Origin of the sequence: Dactylosporangium vinaceum (assembly GCF_019904175.1) — a bacterium.
GTDB lineage: Bacteria > Actinomycetota > Actinomycetes > Mycobacteriales > Micromonosporaceae > Dactylosporangium > Dactylosporangium vinaceum.
This window is the reverse complement of the sequence record NZ_CP061913.1, coordinates 11,611,989-11,627,877: the sequence shown is the minus strand read 5'-3', so window position 1 is coordinate 11,627,877 and position 15,889 is coordinate 11,611,989. Positions and strand designations below refer to the sequence as shown.

General features: G+C 68.6%; 16 protein-coding genes. 10 read left to right on the top strand and 6 right to left on the bottom strand.

Features of this window, described 5'->3' with window-relative positions; all coding sequences use genetic code 11:
• Positions 1–3 precede the first annotated feature (3 nt).
• Together Dvina_RS52410 and Dvina_RS52405 are read right to left on the bottom strand one after the other, a co-directional pair.
• The gene (locus tag Dvina_RS52410; RefSeq protein WP_223099823.1) at positions 4–852 is read right to left on the bottom strand and encodes a MaoC family dehydratase; all 849 of its coding nucleotides are present in this window, start codon (positions 850–852) and stop codon (positions 4–6) included.
• Between the two features lies 1 nt (position 853).
• Complete coding sequence (locus tag Dvina_RS52405) at positions 854–2,158, bottom strand: 3-oxoacyl-ACP reductase (RefSeq protein ID WP_223099821.1); 1,305 nt, start codon at positions 2,156–2,158, stop codon at positions 854–856.
• 91 nt (positions 2,159–2,249) lie between these two features.
• Here Dvina_RS52405 and Dvina_RS52400 point away from each other — a divergent pair, with 91 nt between their 5' ends.
• The 7 genes from Dvina_RS52400 (at position 2,250) to Dvina_RS52370 (ending at position 10,786) form a co-directional block, all read left to right on the top strand.
• Complete coding sequence (locus Dvina_RS52400; RefSeq protein WP_223099819.1) at positions 2,250–3,479, top strand: acetyl-CoA C-acetyltransferase; 1,230 nt, start codon at positions 2,250–2,252, stop codon at positions 3,477–3,479.
• A gap of 28 nt (positions 3,480–3,507) precedes the next feature.
• Complete coding sequence (locus Dvina_RS52395; protein WP_223099816.1) at positions 3,508–5,085, top strand: hypothetical protein; 1,578 nt, start codon at positions 3,508–3,510, stop codon at positions 5,083–5,085.
• Positions 5,086–5,116: 31 nt separating this feature from the next.
• Positions 5,117–6,547, top strand: a complete 1,431-nt coding sequence (gene purB, locus Dvina_RS52390) for an adenylosuccinate lyase (protein WP_246655884.1) — start codon at positions 5,117–5,119, stop codon at positions 6,545–6,547.
• Positions 6,548–6,691: 144 nt separating this feature from the next.
• Positions 6,692–6,979 carry a phosphoribosylformylglycinamidine synthase subunit PurS gene (gene purS, locus Dvina_RS52385; RefSeq protein WP_223099812.1) on the top strand — a complete coding sequence of 96 codons (288 nt, stop codon included), beginning with the start codon at positions 6,692–6,694 and terminating at the stop codon, positions 6,977–6,979.
• Positions 6,976–7,656 (top strand): phosphoribosylformylglycinamidine synthase subunit PurQ, encoded by a 681-nt coding sequence (gene purQ / locus Dvina_RS52380; RefSeq protein ID WP_223099810.1) that lies wholly within the window; start codon positions 6,976–6,978, stop codon positions 7,654–7,656. Before purS ends, purQ begins: the two co-directional genes overlap by 4 nt.
• Positions 7,653–10,022, top strand: coding sequence for a phosphoribosylformylglycinamidine synthase subunit PurL (gene purL / locus Dvina_RS52375; RefSeq protein WP_223099808.1), 2,370 nt, complete (start codon positions 7,653–7,655; stop codon positions 10,020–10,022). Before purQ ends, purL begins: the two co-directional genes overlap by 4 nt.
• A 5-nt stretch (positions 10,023–10,027) precedes the next feature.
• A complete protein-coding gene (locus tag Dvina_RS52370) occupies positions 10,028–10,786 on the top strand; it encodes a 2-phosphosulfolactate phosphatase (protein WP_223099806.1) in 759 nt (252 codons plus the stop codon).
• Between the two features lie 5 nt (positions 10,787–10,791).
• On the opposite strand, the gene Dvina_RS52365 is transcribed toward Dvina_RS52370, so the two are convergent.
• Positions 10,792–11,274: a hypothetical protein gene (locus tag Dvina_RS52365; RefSeq protein WP_223099804.1), complete on the bottom strand. Its 483-nt coding sequence runs from the start codon at positions 11,272–11,274 to the stop codon at positions 10,792–10,794.
• A gap of 243 nt (positions 11,275–11,517) precedes the next feature.
• Between Dvina_RS52365 and Dvina_RS52360 the strand changes: the two genes are divergently transcribed.
• Positions 11,518–12,357, top strand: coding sequence for a helix-turn-helix domain-containing protein (locus Dvina_RS52360; protein ID WP_223099802.1), 840 nt, complete (start codon positions 11,518–11,520; stop codon positions 12,355–12,357).
• A gap of 21 nt (positions 12,358–12,378) precedes the next feature.
• Positions 12,379–12,603, top strand: a complete 225-nt coding sequence (locus tag Dvina_RS52355; RefSeq protein ID WP_223099800.1) for a DUF397 domain-containing protein — start codon at positions 12,379–12,381, stop codon at positions 12,601–12,603.
• A 34-nt stretch (positions 12,604–12,637) separates the two neighbouring features.
• Here the strand turns inward: Dvina_RS52355 and Dvina_RS52350 are convergent, their stop codons facing one another.
• The 3 genes from Dvina_RS52350 to Dvina_RS52340 all read right to left on the bottom strand — a co-directional run bounded on the left by Dvina_RS52350 (position 12,638) and on the right by Dvina_RS52340 (position 14,811).
• Positions 12,638–13,276 (bottom strand): DUF5753 domain-containing protein, encoded by a 639-nt coding sequence (locus Dvina_RS52350; protein WP_223099798.1) that lies wholly within the window; start codon positions 13,274–13,276, stop codon positions 12,638–12,640.
• A 309-nt stretch (positions 13,277–13,585) separates the two neighbouring features.
• On the bottom strand, positions 13,586–14,311 hold the full coding sequence (locus Dvina_RS52345) for an adenylate/guanylate cyclase domain-containing protein (RefSeq protein ID WP_223099796.1): 726 nt from the start codon (positions 14,309–14,311) through the stop codon (positions 13,586–13,588).
• Positions 14,308–14,811, bottom strand: coding sequence for a Pycsar system effector family protein (locus Dvina_RS52340; RefSeq protein ID WP_223099794.1), 504 nt, complete (start codon positions 14,809–14,811; stop codon positions 14,308–14,310). The genes Dvina_RS52345 and Dvina_RS52340 overlap by 4 nt, the downstream gene beginning before the upstream one ends.
• Before the next feature lie 149 nt (positions 14,812–14,960).
• Between Dvina_RS52340 and Dvina_RS52335 the strand changes: the two genes are divergently transcribed.
• Entirely contained in the window at positions 14,961–15,878 is a 918-nt protein-coding gene (locus tag Dvina_RS52335) for a nucleotidyl cyclase domain-containing protein (RefSeq protein ID WP_223099792.1), read from the top strand.
• The last annotated feature ends 11 nt before the right edge of the window (positions 15,879–15,889 follow it).

Below are 15,889 nucleotides of genomic sequence, written 5' to 3'. Positions count from 1 at the left end.
GGCTCAGCGGGCGCCCTCGTCAGGGTCTGCACAGTCGTGGTCAACGATCGTGCCGGTCAGGTGCGGTGCTCCTGTCACCCCATCGTGGACGGCGAACCGAGCGCCGCCGTTCGCGAACGCCACCGTCGCGGGCAGCAGAATCGGGCGCTTGAACTGCACGGACACCGTGAAGCGCTCGGGTAGCCGGCCCTCCAGAGCGGCCAGGCAGCGGGCCTTCGTCCACATGCCGTGCGCGATGGTGCGCTTGAAGCCGAACGCCCGGGCCGCCAGCCGGCTGATGTGGATCGGATTGCGGTCGCCGGACACCCTGGCGTAGTCGGGCCCGGTCCGCCGCCGTACCCCCCAGATCGCCGTTGATCGGGGCGAGTCCGGGCCATCCGACTTCTCGCGCGCGGTGTGCGGCCCGCCATCGCGCTTGAGATACGTCGACCGCCCGATCCAGACGGGCTCATCGGCGATCGACGCGGTCGCGACCATGTCGAACTGCCGCCCACGTTCATGGGGGCGCAGGTCCTCGGCGCGGACCGACAACGCAAACGAATCCGAGGAGCGCAGCGGCCGCAGGACCCGGATCTCGTTGGCGACGTGCACGATTCCCATCGCCGGAAACGGGAAGTCCGCCGCCGTCATCAGGGACAGCGCCATCGGGAACGCCAGCACGTGCGGATACGTCGCCGGCAGCTCGTCGCGCAGGCGGAAACCGCACACTCGGTCGTACTCGGCGAGGTGCGCGACGTCCACGGAGACGTTCGCCAGGCGCAGCTCCCGCTCCGGCAGCACCGTGCCGTTGGGTCGCCGGAGCAGCGCCGCGCGGTACAGGGGAAGCAGCTTCGGGGGTCTTTGGAGCTCCACCTCAGGCTCCCAGCAGGCTCTGCCCGCACACGCGCACGACGTTGCCGTTCACGCCACCCGATGCGGGGCTGGCCAGCCAGGCGATGGTCTCGGCCACGTCGACCGGCAGGCCGCCCTGGGCCAGGCTGTTGAGCCGGCGGCCGCTCTCGCGCAGGAACATCGGCATCGCCGCGGTCATCTTCGTCTCGATGAAGCCCGGCGCGACCGCGTTGATCGTGAGCCCGTGCTCGGCGACCGCGCCCGCCGTGGCCTGGACGAGGCCGATGACGCCCGCCTTGGAGGTGGCGTAGTTGGTCTGCCCGCGGTTACCGGCGATGCCCGAGACCGAGGAGACGGCGACGATCCGGCCGTTGTCACCCAGGAGCCGCTCGGCCAGCAGTACGTCGTTGATGCGCTCCTGGCTCGCGAGGTTGACGTCGATGACCGACGCCCACTGCTCGGCGCTCATCTTGCCGAGCGTCTTGTCGCGGGTGATGCCGGCGTTGTGCACGAACACGTCGGCGTGCACGTGCCGGGTCGCGATGAAGTCGGCCAGCCGGCGCGGTGCGTCCTCGGCGGTCAGGTCCAGCTGCAGCGCGGTGCCCTTGTTCTCGTTGGCGACCCGGGAGAGGTCCTCACCCGCCGCCGGTACATCCAGGCAGACCACGTGCGCGCCCTCGCGGGTCAGCACCCCGGCGATGGCCGCACCGATCCCGCGGGCCGCCCCGGTGACGATCGCGGTCTTGCCGACGAGCGGCCGGTCCCAGTCGTCGGGGACGTCGACGGCGGCCGGGCCGATGCGGATGACCTGCCCGGAGACGTACGCCGAGCGCCCCGAGAGCAGGAACCGCAGCGTCGACTCGGTGGCCTCCTCCGCGCCCGGGGCGACGTAGACGAGCTGGGCCGTCGAGCCGCGGCCGATCTCCTTGCCGAGCGAGCGGACGAACCCCTCCAGGGCCCGCTGCGCCGTCGCCTCCCGGGCGCTGGTGCACAGCTCGGGCGGGGCGCCCAGCACGATCACCCGGCCGGACGGGCGCACCGAGCGGATCACCGGGTGGAAGAAGTCGTAGAGCGCGCCGAGGCCCGCGCTGTCCGCGATCCCGCTCGCGTCGAACACCACCGCGGAGGTGCCCTCGCCGGCGGTGGGCAGCTTGTCGAGGATGTGCCGGGTCGGCTCGGCCAGCCGGCCGGAGCCACCCAGCGTGACGGGGCCGAACTCGTTGCCGGGCCCGTATCGGCGCAGTTTCGGCGGGTCGGGCAGGCCGAGGCGTTTGACCAGGAACCTCCCGGCGCCCGAGTGGGCGAACGTCGCGTAGCGATCGGTCATTGCGGTGCCTCCCCAGTCACACTTCCGCGCGCTAACCTACTCACGAGTAGGGTAGCGCCAGAACGCCCCGCCCGTGGAGAAGGAGACTCCCGTGAAGGTCGCGATCGTCGCCGGCAACCGCATCCCCTTCGCCCGCTCGGGCAGCGCATACGCCACTGCATCAAACCAGGACATGCTGACCGCCGCCATAGATGGACTTGTGTCCCGCTGCGGCCTGGCCGGGGAGCGGCTCGGCGAGGTCGCGGCCGGGGCGGTGCTCAAGCACAGCCGCGACTTCAACCTGACCCGCGAGTCGGTGCTGGGGTCGCGGCTGGACCCGCGGACACCCGCGTACGACGTGCAGCAGGCGTGTGGCACCGGGCTGGAGGCGGTGACGCTGGTGGCCAACAAGATCGCGCTGGGCCAGATCGAGGCCGGGATCGCCGGGGGCGTCGACACCACCTCCGACGCGCCGCTGGGGGTCAACGAGGACGCCCGGCGGATCATGATGGAGCTCAACCGGGCCCGCTCCCTCGGCGCCCGGCTGCGTGCGGTGAGCAGGTTTCGCCCGGGCCAGCTGCGGCCGGACATCCCGCGCAACGCCGAGCCGCGCACCGGGCTGTCGATGGGCGAGCACGCCGCGCGGACCGCGGCCGAGTTCGAGATCGGCCGGGCCGAGCAGGACGAGCTGGCGCTGGCCTCGCACCGCAACCTGGCCGCGGCCTACGAGCGCGGGTTCTTCGACGACCTGGTCACGCCATATCTAGGGCTGGCCCGCGACCAGAACCTGCGCCCGGACACCTCCCTGGAGAGGCTGGCCGCGCTCAAGCCGGTCTACGGCCGCGGCCCTGGCGCGACGATGACGGCCGGCAACTCGACTCCCTTGACGGACGGCGCGGCGGTGGTGCTGCTGGCGTCCGAGGAGTGGGCCGCGCGGAAGAAGCTGCCGGTCCTGGCATACTTCGAGACCGCCGAGACGGCCGCCGTCGACTTCGTCGGTGGGGCCGACGGCCTGCTCATGGCCCCGGTGTACGCGCTGCCGCGGATGCTCGAGCGGGCCGGCCTGAAGCTGGCCGACTTCGACTACTACGAGATCCACGAGGCGTTCGCGTCGCAGGTGCTGGCCACCCTGAAGGCCCTGGAGCCGACGCTGGGGCCGATCGACCGGGCCAAGCTGAACGTCAACGGCTCGTCCCTGGCGGCCGGGCACCCCTTCGCGGCGACCGGCGGCCGGATCGTGGCCACCCTGGCCAAGCTCCTCGCCGAGAAGGGCTCGGGCCGCGGGCTCATCTCGATCTGCGCCGCCGGCGGGCAGGGCGTGACGGCAATCCTGTCGCGCTGAAATCGCACCGGGCCCATAGGGTGTCGGCATGACCGTCCAGCCCACGATGCTGCGCCCGGCCACACCCCGACCCGCCTGGCAGGTGGTCGTCGGCCTCGTACTGGTGCTCCCCGCACTGGTGCTGCTCATCACCTCCTACGTCGAGCCGGTCTTCTGGACCTTCCGAAGCTCCTTCAACAAGCTCAGGGGCGTCCGCTTCCTGACCGACGGCGGGACCGACGGCTCCGCCGGCTGGGACAACTACCGCGCCGCCTTCGACAAGGGCCTCGGCGGCGCGATCGGCTGGAGCCTGCTGCTGGCGCTCCTGCCGCTCGTCGTGGTCCTCATCGTCGCCCCGGCCCTGGCCTGGGCGGCCGACGCCGCGGGCCGCCCCGGCCGCTGGGTCACCCGCGGCCTGCTGACGATCCCGCTGGCCGCGTTCGCGCCGCTCGGGATCGCCGTCGCCCACTTCGTCGACGGGCACTCGCAGCTCTCCGCGTTCTGGCTCGGCACGTTCGGCGTCGTCACGGCGTCGGCCGTGCTGCTCTACCTGGCCGCGTTCCGCAGCGGCCGCAGCCCCTGGCCCGGCGTGATCCTCGGCGGGCTGCTGGCCGTGCTGACCGTGATCGCCCTGACCCTCCAGGAGTTCACGTTCACGCAGATCTTCCAGAACGTGCCGCGGGAAGAGCGGCACGTCACGCCGGTGGTGGAGCTGATCCAGAGCGGGTTCGTCTACGCCGACTTCGGGCTGGCCAGCGCCGTCGCCTCGGTGCTGCTGGTCCCGCTGCTGCTGCTCGGGCTGGCCGCGACCAGCTTGATCATCGTGACGAACCTGCGGTTTCAGCTCACCTCCGACTCCCGGCCGGGCAAGGTCTGGGCCTGGGGTCCGCTGGGCGCACTGCTGCTGATCGTGCTGATCGTCACGATCGTCGGGCTGTGGCCCTGGCTGAGCCACATCACCGGCGACAGCGACCGGCTCCCGGCGACGTTCGTCAACACCTGGATCCCGTCGCTCATCGCGGCGCTCGTCGGGGTCACGGTGGCCGCCCTGGCCGCGTTCGGCATCAGCGGACTGCGGCCCCTGGGGAAGTACAGTGAGCTGCTCCTCCTGCCGTTCGGCCTGTTCCTTTTCGTCGGGGTCGGGCCGCTCGTGCTGCGGGAATACGCCGCGGGGCGCACGGCCGACCGGATCGGCGAGTTCTCGGCGCTCGTCCCGCCCTCGCGGGTGACGATCCCGGTGCTCATCCTGCTGGCGATGCTGTTCCGCGGGCAGGCGCTGCGCCGGGAGGTGCTGCTGCAGGAGGGGCGCCCGGCGTCGTGGTGGTCGGTGATCTGGCCCGGACTGCCGGCGCTCGGCCTGTCCTACTTCGCCACCTGGCTGGTGCTCGCCCAGGACGCGCTGTGGCCGTACGTCAGCGGCACCGGCAAGCAGCCGAACGGGTTCTTTGCGATCTTCAACACGCTGACGCAGTACGGGCCGGCCCGGGAAATGCCCTACAGCCGGCTGCTCTCGCTGCCGATGCTGCTGCTGTTCCTGATCATCGGGGTCGCCGGGCAGCTCGTGTACCTCGACCGCGTGGCGCTGCAGTACGGACTGCCCGAGCGAGATCACCCACCGCGCACTTAGCCCGGCCGAGGTCTTAGGCAGAATGGGCGGCGTGACCAAGGCTCGGATTCCTGACGTGCTCGCCGCCCGCTACGCCTCACCCGAACTCGTCGACATCTGGTCGCCCGAGGAGAAGGTGCGGCTCGAGCGCCGGCTCTGGCTCGCCGTGCTCAAGGGGCAGCGCGATCTCGGGGTCGCGGTGCCCGACGGCGTCGTCGAGGCGTACGAGCGGGTCCTCGACTCCGTCGACCTCCCCTCGATCGCCGAGCGGGAGCGGGTCACCCGCCACGACGTGAAGGCCCGCATCGAGGAGTTCTCCGAGCTGGCCGGGCACGAGCACATCCACAAGGGGATGACCTCGCGCGACCTGACCGAGAACGTCGAGCAGCTGCAGATCCGCCGCTCGCTGGAGCTCGTGCGGGACCGGATGGTGGCCGCGCTCGCCCGGCTGGCGGCGCGGGCGAAGCAGTACGACGAGCTGGTGATGGTCGGCCGCTCGCACAACGTCCCGGCCCAGGCCACGACGCTCGGCAAGCGGTTCGCCTCCGCGGCCGAGGAGCTGCTGATCGCGTACCACCGGATCGAGAATCTGCTCGAGCGCTATCCGCTGCGTGGCATCAAGGGGCCCGTCGGCACCGCCGCCGACCAGCTCGACCTCTTCGGCGGCGACGCGGACAAGGTCGCCCAGCTGGAGCGCCGGGTCGCCGAGCACCTCGGGTTTCGCAACGTGCTGACGAGCGTCGGCCAGGTGTACCCGCGCTCGCTCGACCTGGACGTGGTGTCGGCCCTGGCCCAGGCCGTCGCCGGCCCGTCGAGCCTGGCCACGACGATCCGCCTGATGGCCGGTTACGAGCTTGTCACCGAGGGTTTCAAGGCCGGGCAGGTCGGCTCCTCGGCGATGCCGCACAAGATGAACACCCGGTCCTGCGAGCGGGTGAACGGGCTGGCGGTGATCGTGCGGGGGTACCTGTCGATGGTCGGCGAGCTGGCCGGCGACCAGTGGAACGAGGGCGACGTGTCCTGCTCGGTCGTGCGGCGGGTCGCGCTACCGGATGCGTTCTTCGCGGTCGACGGGCTTTTTGCGACATTCTTGACGGTACTTGATGAATTCGGGGCGTATCCCGCAGTGGTCGCCCGCGAACTGGACAGGTACCTGCCGTTCCTGGCCACGACCCGGGTGCTCGTCGCCGCCGTCGGCCGCGGGGTCGGCCGTGAGGATGCTCACGAAGCCATCAAGGAGCATGCCGTCGCGGTGGCCCTCGCCATGCGCGAAAAGGGCATTTCGGACAACGATCTGCTGTCCCGGCTCGCGGGTGACTCGCGGCTGCGCCTTACCGAGGGGGATGTCCAGGCGCTCGTCGCCTCCCCTTCGGAGTTCGTCGGCGCGGCATCTGCCCAGGTCAAGGCCGTCACCGCGCAGGTCGACGAGGTCTTGGGGCGCCACCCCGCGGCGGCCGCCTACGTGCCGCCGCCCATCCTTTGAGTTCGTGGATCTTGGGCGGGCGGGCGGGCGGTTAAGATGCGTGTCGGGCGATGCTTTCACGGCCGGTGAACTGCGGTGGAGCGCTGCCCGGTAGGCTCGTGTCGCTCGCCCTCGAGCGCCCGACTCAACTGTCAGGAGTGCCCCGTGGCCCGCGTCGTGGTGGACGTCATGCTCAAACCGGAGATCCTGGACCCCCAGGGTCAGGCCGTCGCGAACGCGCTGCCACGCCTCGGCGTGGACGGCGTGTCCTCGGTGCGCATCGGCAAGCGCATCGAGATCGAGTTCGAGGGCTCCGCCGACCTCGACCGGGCTCAGGAGATCGCCGACAAGCTGCTGGCCAACCCCGTGATCGAGGACTTCACCCTGCGGGTGGAGGAGGAGCCGGCACTCGCGACGGCCGACGCGTCGGCCGCGGAGGGTGGAGAACAGTGACCGCCCGCATCGGGGTCGTCACGTTCCCCGGCTCGCTCGACGACCGCGACGCCGCCCGGGCCGTGCACCTCGCCGGGGCCGCGGCCATCCCGCTCTGGCACGCCGACGCCGACCTCTATGGGGTGGACGGCGTCATCCTGCCGGGTGGCTTTTCCTACGGCGACTACCTGCGGGCCGGCGCCATCGCCCGGTTCTCCGCGGTCATGGACTCGATCGTGCGGGCCGCCGGCGACGGGCTGCCCGTGCTCGGCATCTGCAACGGCTTCCAGGTCCTGTGCGAGGCCCACCTGCTGCCGGGGGCGCTCACGCGCAACCAGCACCTGCACTTCCGCAACCGCGACCAGGGCCTGCGCATCGAGAACAACACCACCGCCTGGACCGTCGGCTTCCAGCCCCGCCAGGAGGTCGTGATCCCCGTCAAGAACGGGGAGGGCTGCTACATGGCCGACGAGCGCACCCTCGACGAGCTCGAGGCCGAGGGCCGGGTCGTGGCCCGGTACATCCGGGGAAACCCGAACGGTTCGCTGCACGACATCGCGGCGATCAGCAATGCGGCCGGCAACGTCGTCGGGATCATGCCCCACCCGGAGCACGCCGTCGAGGTGCTGACCGGGCCGTCGATCGACGGCCTGGGCATCTTCACGTCAGTGCTCGCTCACCTTGGAGCGCGAGTATGACCGCCGCTGGGTTCGACACCGTCGAGCAGGCCGACAAGACCCCCGACGAGGAGCAGCCCTACGAGGACCTGGGGCTGCGCGAGGACGAGTACCAGCGGATCCGCCAGATCCTGGGGCGCCGGCCGACGACGTCGGAGCTGGCCATGTACTCGATCATGTGGAGCGAGCACTGCTCGTACAAGAGCAGCAAGGTCCACCTGCGCCAGTTCAGCGAGAAGGCGCCCAAGTCCGAGCTCATGCTGGCCGGCATCGGTGAGAACGCGGGCGTGATCCGCATCTCCGACGAGATCGCGGTCACCTTCAAGGTGGAGTCGCACAACCACCCGAGCTTCGTCGAGCCCTACCAGGGCGCCGCGACAGGCGTCGGCGGCATCGTCCGCGACATCCTGGCCATGGGCGCCCGCCCGGTCGCGGTCATGGACCCGCTGCGCTTCGGCGCGGCCGACCACGAGGACACCAAGCGCGTCCTGCCCGGCATCGTCGCGGGCGTCGGCGGCTACGGCAACTGCCTGGGCCTGCCCAACATCGGCGGCGAGGTCGTCTTCGACCCCTGCTACCAGGGCAACCCGCTCGTCAACGCGCTCTGCGTCGGCGTCCTGCCGGTCAACCGCCTGCAGAACAAGGAGGCGCACGGCCCCGGCAACATCGTCGTGCTGCTCGGCGCCAAGACCGGCCGCGACGGCATCGGCGGCGTGTCCGTGCTGGCCAGCGCCACCTTCAACGCCGACGGCCCGGCCCGCCGCCCGTCGGTCCAGGTCGGCGACCCGTTCATCGAGAAGCTCCTGATCGAGAGCTGCCTGGAGCTGTACGAGCGCAGCCTGATCGTCGGCGTCCAGGACCTCGGCGGCGCCGGCCTCACCTGCGCCCTCACCGAGACCGCGGCCGCCGCCGGCACCGGCATGGACGTCGACCTCAACAAGGTCCCGCTCCGCGAGGCGTCGATGGACCCGCAGGAGGTCCTGGCCAGCGAGTCGCAGGAGCGCATGCTCCTGATCGTCGACCCGGCCAAGCTCGACGAGGTGCTGAAGGTCGCCGACCGCTGGGGCGTCATCGCCACCGCGATCGGCACCGTCACCGACACCGGCCGCCTGGTCATCACCTGGCACGGCGAGACCGTCGTCGACGTCCCGCCGGGCTCGCTCGTCGACGACGGCCCGGTCTACGCCCGCCCGATGCGCGAGCCGGCCGACCTCATCCTGCTCCAGGCCGACCGGGCGGAGACGCTGCCCCGGCCGCGTACCGGGGTCGAGCTGCGCGAGACCCTCCTGCGCCTCGCGGCCAGCCCGAACCTGTGCGACAAGAGCTGGGTCACCGAGCAGTACGACCGCTACGTGCAGGGCAACACGATCCTCGCCCAGCCCGAGAACTCCGGCGTCGTGCGCATCGACGAGCAGACCGGCCTGGGCATCGCGCTCTCCGTCGACGGCAACGCGCGGTTCGCCCGCCTCGACCCGTACAACGGGGCGAAGCTGGCGCTGGCGGAGGCGTACCGCAACGTCGCCACCGCGGGCGCCACCCCGCTCGCCGTCACCAACTGCCTCAACTTCGGCTCCCCCGAGGACCCGCAGGTCATGTGGCAGTTCGCCGAGGCCGTCCGCGGCCTGGCCGACGGATGCGCCGAGCTCGGCATCCCGGTGACCGGCGGCAACGTCTCGTTCTACAACTCCACCGGCTCGCAGGCCATCCACCCGACCCCGGTCGTGGGCGTCCTGGGCATCATGCAGAACGTCGGCAGCCGCGTCCCGATGGGCTTCGGCGGCGACAGTGACCTGATCATGCTCCTGGGCGAGACCACCGAGGAGCTCTCCGGCTCCGAGTGGGCCTGGGTCACCCACGAGCACCTGGGCGGTCAGCCCCCGCGGGTGAACCTGACCCGCGAGCGCATCCTGGCCGGCGTGCTCACCGAGGCCGGCGAGCGCGGCCACCTGTCGAGCGCCCACGACCTGTCCGACGGCGGCCTGGCCCAGGCCCTGGTCGAGGCCACGCTCCGCTACGACTGCGGCGCGAACATCACCCTCCCCGAGGGCCTCAACCCGTTCGTGGCGCTGTTCTCCGAGTCCACGGCCCGCGCCCTGGTCTCGGTGCCCCGCGGCCACGAGAAGGCGTTCACCGCCCTGTGCGCCCAGCACGGCCTGCCGGTCACCATCATCGGCACCGTCGACGGCCGCAGCCGCGCCCTGGACGTCCGCGGCCAGTTCACGATCGCCCTGGACGAGCTCCGCTCGGCCTGGATGGGCACCCTGCCCGCCCTCTTCGGCGAGGTGTCGACCGAGGCTCCCGCATACCGCGCGCCGGACGCCCAGTCGTACTTCGAGCCGGTGGAGGCTCCGGAGGTACCGCACGCTCCGCTCGACACCGAGTCGTAACGCCGATGCCGGAGGGCGTCCACAGCCAGCCCGGCTCGGGCGCCCGCTTCGACTGGGGCCCGGCCGGCGCGGCCGAACTGGCCCGCGTCTGCTCGGTCCTGGTCGTGGTCGACGTCCTCTCCTTCTCCACCGCGGTGGACGTCGCCGTCTCCCGCGGCATCCGCGTCCACCCGTTCCCGTGGAGCGACCAGGCGCCGGACTACGCCAACCGCCTCGGGGCGGCGGTCGCGGTGGGCCGCCGCCAGACTTCGGCGGCCCAGCCCTGGAGCCTGTCCCCGGCGGCCCTCCAGTCAGCCCCGCTGGTGGACCAGCTCGTGCTCCCCTCCCCGAACGGCGCGACCATCTGCTCGGCCGCGGCCTCCACGGGGGTACCGGTGGTCGCCGCCTGCCTCCGCAACGCCCCCGCAGTAGCCCGCTGGCTGCACGCCCACGGCCACGGAACCCCGACCTCCGCGGTGGGCGTCATAGCGGCCGGCGAACTCTGGCCCGACGGTACCCTGCGCCCGTGCGTGGAGGACCTCCTGGGCGCGGCCGCCGTCCTGGACGGCCTGTCCATGCTGGGCTCCCCCCTGTCCGTGGAGGCCGCCGTATCCCTGGCCGCCCTGGCCGCGGTCCGCAACGTGGCCGCCGCGGTCCGGCGGTGCGTGAGCGGCCAGGAACTGATCCAGCGCGGCTACGCGGAGGACGTCCGCCTGGCCGCCCAGGCGGGCACGTCGCACACGGTCCCCATCATGACCAACGGCGAGTCCTTCGCCTCCGCCTGACCGCTCTACGGACGCTGCCGGCGACCGCGACGCCATACCAAGACGCCGAGCAGCGAGCTCAGCCCGCCCGCGGCACCGGCGGCCGGCCAGTCGGGGAAGATCAGCCCGACGCCGCTGATGACCAACACGGCAGGGATGACGGCGGCCGCGATCACGCCGTGGACGATGAAAAGCTGCAGGAGCGCGTAGCGGAACCCTTGCTCGGCGTGGCTCCACCGGTGCTCGATGAAGCTGAGCGCCGGCGGCATGACGTGGGCTGGCTGCTGCGAGCCGACTCCGGCGGCCGGTGAGGACGTCTGGTTGATCCAGTCAGGCTTGCCGCTTTTTTCCAGAGGGAGGCTGCCCGCCGCGGTCTGAGGGCGGTACGCTCCGTTACGCATGAGGTCGTCCGGCAAATGCCGTCTGTCGCACGTGCCAGCCGCTGCGGGTGTCACGTCACTCGTCGCGGGACGGCACATGTCGGGCAGCGGCTCGTACGGGTTGGCCATGGCTGCCTCCCATGGACTGTCCGCCCAGATCGGGAGGACTGTCGGCTGGGTGTGAACCTGGAGCCCGGACGAATCGGCGCGACGTCCGCACCGGATTTGGGTGGGCAGAAGGAGCACCCAATTCATGATGGACACGACACGGTACTTTTGGCAATTGCCAAACATGCTTTGCCGGGAGTAAGTTGCCGACTTGATCACGGTGTCGGCGACGCCGATAGAGATTGATCTCGGAAAGGATCCGCGGTGCCGCGAGCCAAGAGCCCGACGGTGCGCCGAAGGGCGTTGGGCAACCTCCTGCGCCAATACCGGATCGAGAAGGACCTGAAGGTCTCCGACGTGGCCGAACGGCTCATGGCCCACCCGTCGAAGATCAGCAGAATCGAGTCGGGTGAGCGATCACCCATCCTGCGTGACGTGCGTGATCTGTGTCAGATCTATGGTCTGACTGCCGAGCGCACCGCGCAGCTCCTGCAGCTCGCCCGAGAGGCGAGGGAGCAGGGCTGGTGGCAGCAGTACGACATCGAGGGCGGAGAGTATCTCGGCCTCGAGTCGGAGGCGCTGAAGATTAACAACTTCGAGTCCTCCATTGTGCCCGGACCGCTGCAGACGGCGGACTACGCCCGCACGGTCCTGCGTGCGGTGCGGCCCGAGCTGACCGGCGACCAGGTCGAGCAGACCGTTGAGGTGCGTATGGTCCGGCAACACTCGATCACGGAGAACGAGGAGCCCGAACTGTGGGCGGTGCTCGATGAGGCGGTACTGCACCGACAGGTCGGGGGGCCTGACGTCATGCGCCGTCAACTGGGGTTCCTGGCCGAAGTGGCTGGGCATCGGCACGTCACGGTCCAGGTCATCCCGTTCGCCGCAGGCGCGCATCAGGCGATGAGCAGCGCCTTCGCCTGGCTGGAGTTCGCGGAAGGGTTACCCGGAGTCGTCCTGGTCGAGGGGCTTGTCGGCTCCCTCTACCTCGAGAAGCCTGCCGATATCGCCCGCTATCGTCGAGCCTTCGACCGTCTTCGTGCCATAGCCATCAGCCCTGACGACTCGATCCGTCTCATCGAGGCAGTCTCCAGAACAATCTGAGCGACAGACACGGAGACGACGATGTTCTCGTATTTAGTCAGCGACCCGAGCACTCAATGGAAGGTGTCCACCCGCAGCGGCGGCACCAACTGCGTCGAGGTCGCCACGACCCTGCCGGGAGGAGGCGTGGCGATCCGGGACACCAAGGACCGGCGCGGCCCGGTGCTGCTCTGCTCCGCCGGAACCTGGCGGCAATTCCTGACGGCGGTGCAGTCGGGCGCCTTCGACCCGCCGTCCGGCCACTAAGCACGAGGGGTGGCCACCTTCCGGTGGTCACCCCTCAGTGTTCGCCGCGGAGCCTACGCAAGCTCGCTTCGATGGGCTCTGCCGTGCTGTCCCCTTGCATCCGCTCGAAGAGTGCTCGATAGGCCCGGACCAACTCGGGCTCGGTTCGCAGCACGGTGTCGCCCAGGTTTTCGGAGCCGACGACCTCCGCAGTCGTCCCGCCGTCGAACGCGAGCAGCACGAACGGGCCGGTCAGACCCGCATGGAGCCCGGCCGTCCGGGGGAGCACGACGATGTCGATATTGGGCTGCTCGGCCAGGCTCAGCAGCTGTGTGAGCTGCTCGTCCATGACCGACGCATCGCCGATGCGTGGCATCAGCGCGGCCTCGTCGAGCACGAACCAGGCCCGCGGTCCGTCGGACGCCACGAGCTGTCGCCGGCGCTCAAGACGCGTGGCGATGCGCACGTCGATCTGGTCCCGGGAGCTGTCGATGTCGGCAAAGGCGGTGATCGCCGCCCGCGCGTAACGCTCGGTCTGCAGCAGGCCCGGTATCAGCGCGAGCTCGAAGCATCGCAGCTCGTCGGCGATCGCCTCGAGATCCAGGTAGCGCGCAAATCCCGGCCGTAGCCCCGCATCAGACCGGGCGAGCTTGGCTCGGCGCTGTCCGGCTCCGGGCTCCTCGCTCCGTGGCATCGACCACCCCCTACGGAAGGTAGCAACGATGCTACGGTCAGCTTTCCTGGATTGTAAGACGTATGTTCGTCAACGCCCAGGGATCGCTGTTGATCTTCGGCGGAGGGCGTGGGATTCGAACCCACGGAGACGCGGAACGCCTCACCGGTTTTCAGACCGAGTGCAACGCCGCACTTGAACTGCTGAAACGTCCGCAAGTGACGGCTTTAAGGCACGGTCCAGGCGCAAGTCGACCGCTACAGCCCACCGCGTAGCGCGCTGCCGGCGTGGTTGGTCTTCGCCGCCCCCCGGACTGCTGCCGCCGGGCGCCTACTGACAGTTCTCCTCGAACCAGGCCTCCATCGCACTGTCGACGATGTTGCCATGCCAAGCATGTCGGGAAGCGCTCCACGTGAGAAGCCTTTGGTTCTCCGACTTGAGGTTTTGGTAGAAGATCTGAGAGACCATCGTTCTGCCGTCACCGTAGTTCTCATTGCCATGGGCGGCAAGCTTTGCTGCTTGGTTAACAACATCGCCCATATAGACGATGTCGTTAATGCCACTCCCGGAGTAGCCGGCCTTCACGACCAATGCGCGGCCGTACGATAAGCCTATCCCTACTCGGATGGGCTCGTAGTCGTGGCGTCGGAGCGCATAGTTCAGCATTATTATGGCCGAGCTAACCTCGGCTGAGGTTGCGAAAACATCGTCGATTTCATCGGTAGTCGGTGTATCGAAGACGCCCCATACCCCGTCGCCAACAATATTTACCTCCCGGCAGTCAGCACTGCCATCCATGACGGCAACCACCTCGGAGATGTAAGCCCGGTACAGTTTGGCTAGCTTGGGGCGCCGGTACTTATCGGGTAGCTTCGATGATTCTCGAATGTCGACAAACATTGCCGAACAGTAGGCGTAGAAGCCGTTGTTGAACGTAAGACGTTCTCGCGGGGGTAGAGAGTCGGTTTTCACATAACTCACGTCCGCAGCATTCAGGATCTGGACCATCCTTGTATAGCTATCCTGGTGGCTGTAGCGCGTACCTGTGCTCTTCATAGATCCCAAACCCTCTGTAGTATTACCGATGTTCCAGAGAAGGCCATGGAAGAGCCAAGAAAAACCACCGCAAACGACACGCGCCGAAACTTTCGCCTTGCGACCATGCTGTTGGACCACACCTGATCAATCAGCTGCCTTACGAGATCCTCTTCCTTGTCCGCAAGACTGATGTAGCGGTCGACGAACGTGCTCCGGTCCTTCGCATACTTGCGAGCGATATGATCGAAGTAGATCATGGAGCGCGCTTCCCCCGTTCTCAAGCGGGGGGCCAGCGTCCTTAGAGTGATCAGCGCGCTGCACCCGACGCAGATGATTGCCAGAGAGATCAAGGTAGCTCGTGCCGGGTGTTGGTGGAAGGTGGCTCGGTCCGGTATTGCCTTGATCAAGAGTCCACCCAGTACGCCGCTGCCAGCAAGGACGGCGCCGGCCTTGACGTCCGCGAACCGAATCCACTCGTTGACCTGGGCAAGGGACTTCCATGCGTCGTCGGTCTTCACGGCCTGACACCGTACCCGGCTCGGGGGATGTGGACAGTTGCGACACTCGCCGGTTCGGGTCGAGTGTGCTGGTCACTCGGGCCGTGATGTCTGCTTCCGAAAATTGTCGTACCCCTCCTCTATGCTCTGCCCGACGAGAGGAGGGGCTCGTGACTGAAGTTGACCTTGGTTCGCTCCTGGGTGCCGTGGATGGGACTGTGGCGACCGAGCTGTCCAGCATGCCGGACGTGATCGACAAGGGGCATGATCTCGATCTGGACAGCTTGCCGATTGAAGCAAGGAAGTGGCACAAGCTCAAAGACGCGGTTGCTGTTGTTGCTGATCTAAAAAGCTCAACAAGCCTAGGTCTTAACAAGAAGGCCGCCTCAACGGCCAGTATTTACGAAGCGGCGACCGGTGGCGTGGTCAAGATCTTCGACGAGTTTGAGGCAGACTTCGTCGCCATTCAGGGCGACGGAGCGTTCGGACTGTTCTGGGGGGACGGTCGGAAGGCCCGAGCTGTCTGTGCGGGTATTACGATTAAGACCTTCAGTGAGAGGCATCTGGTTCCTCGCCTTGAGAAAAAGTGGGAAACCTTGCCGGAAACAGGGCTGAAGGTGGGCATCGGAAGTAGCCCATTATTGGTCAAGAGGGTTGGTGTTCCGCGAACGAAACATCAGGAGCCTGTTTGGGCGGGACGAGCTGTGAACTATGCCGCCAAGTGCGCACAGCTGGCTGACCGTCACCAAATGATCGTTACTGGCGAGATCTGGGATTGGATCTCGGACAACGATTATCTAGCCGTCACATGCGAATGTTCAACGCCGAGTCCTTCGATCTGGAACGACGTGACCATCGAAAAGATCCCGGAAGGCGACGGAAGTCGAGAGGGAAAACTGCTCACCGCTACTTGGTGTGCAGTTCACGGGCCAAGCTATTGTGCCGCCGTCTTGTCCGGCGGTAAACGCCGAACCGACGTGACTGACCAACGTAAGGCGGCCATGGCTGCCGAGATGAAGAGGTCGATTCGGGTTAAGGCGCAAAATGAGCGCCGTGACCGATCGGCGCGCCTGCAGGGCCTGAAGTAGGTCGATCAATT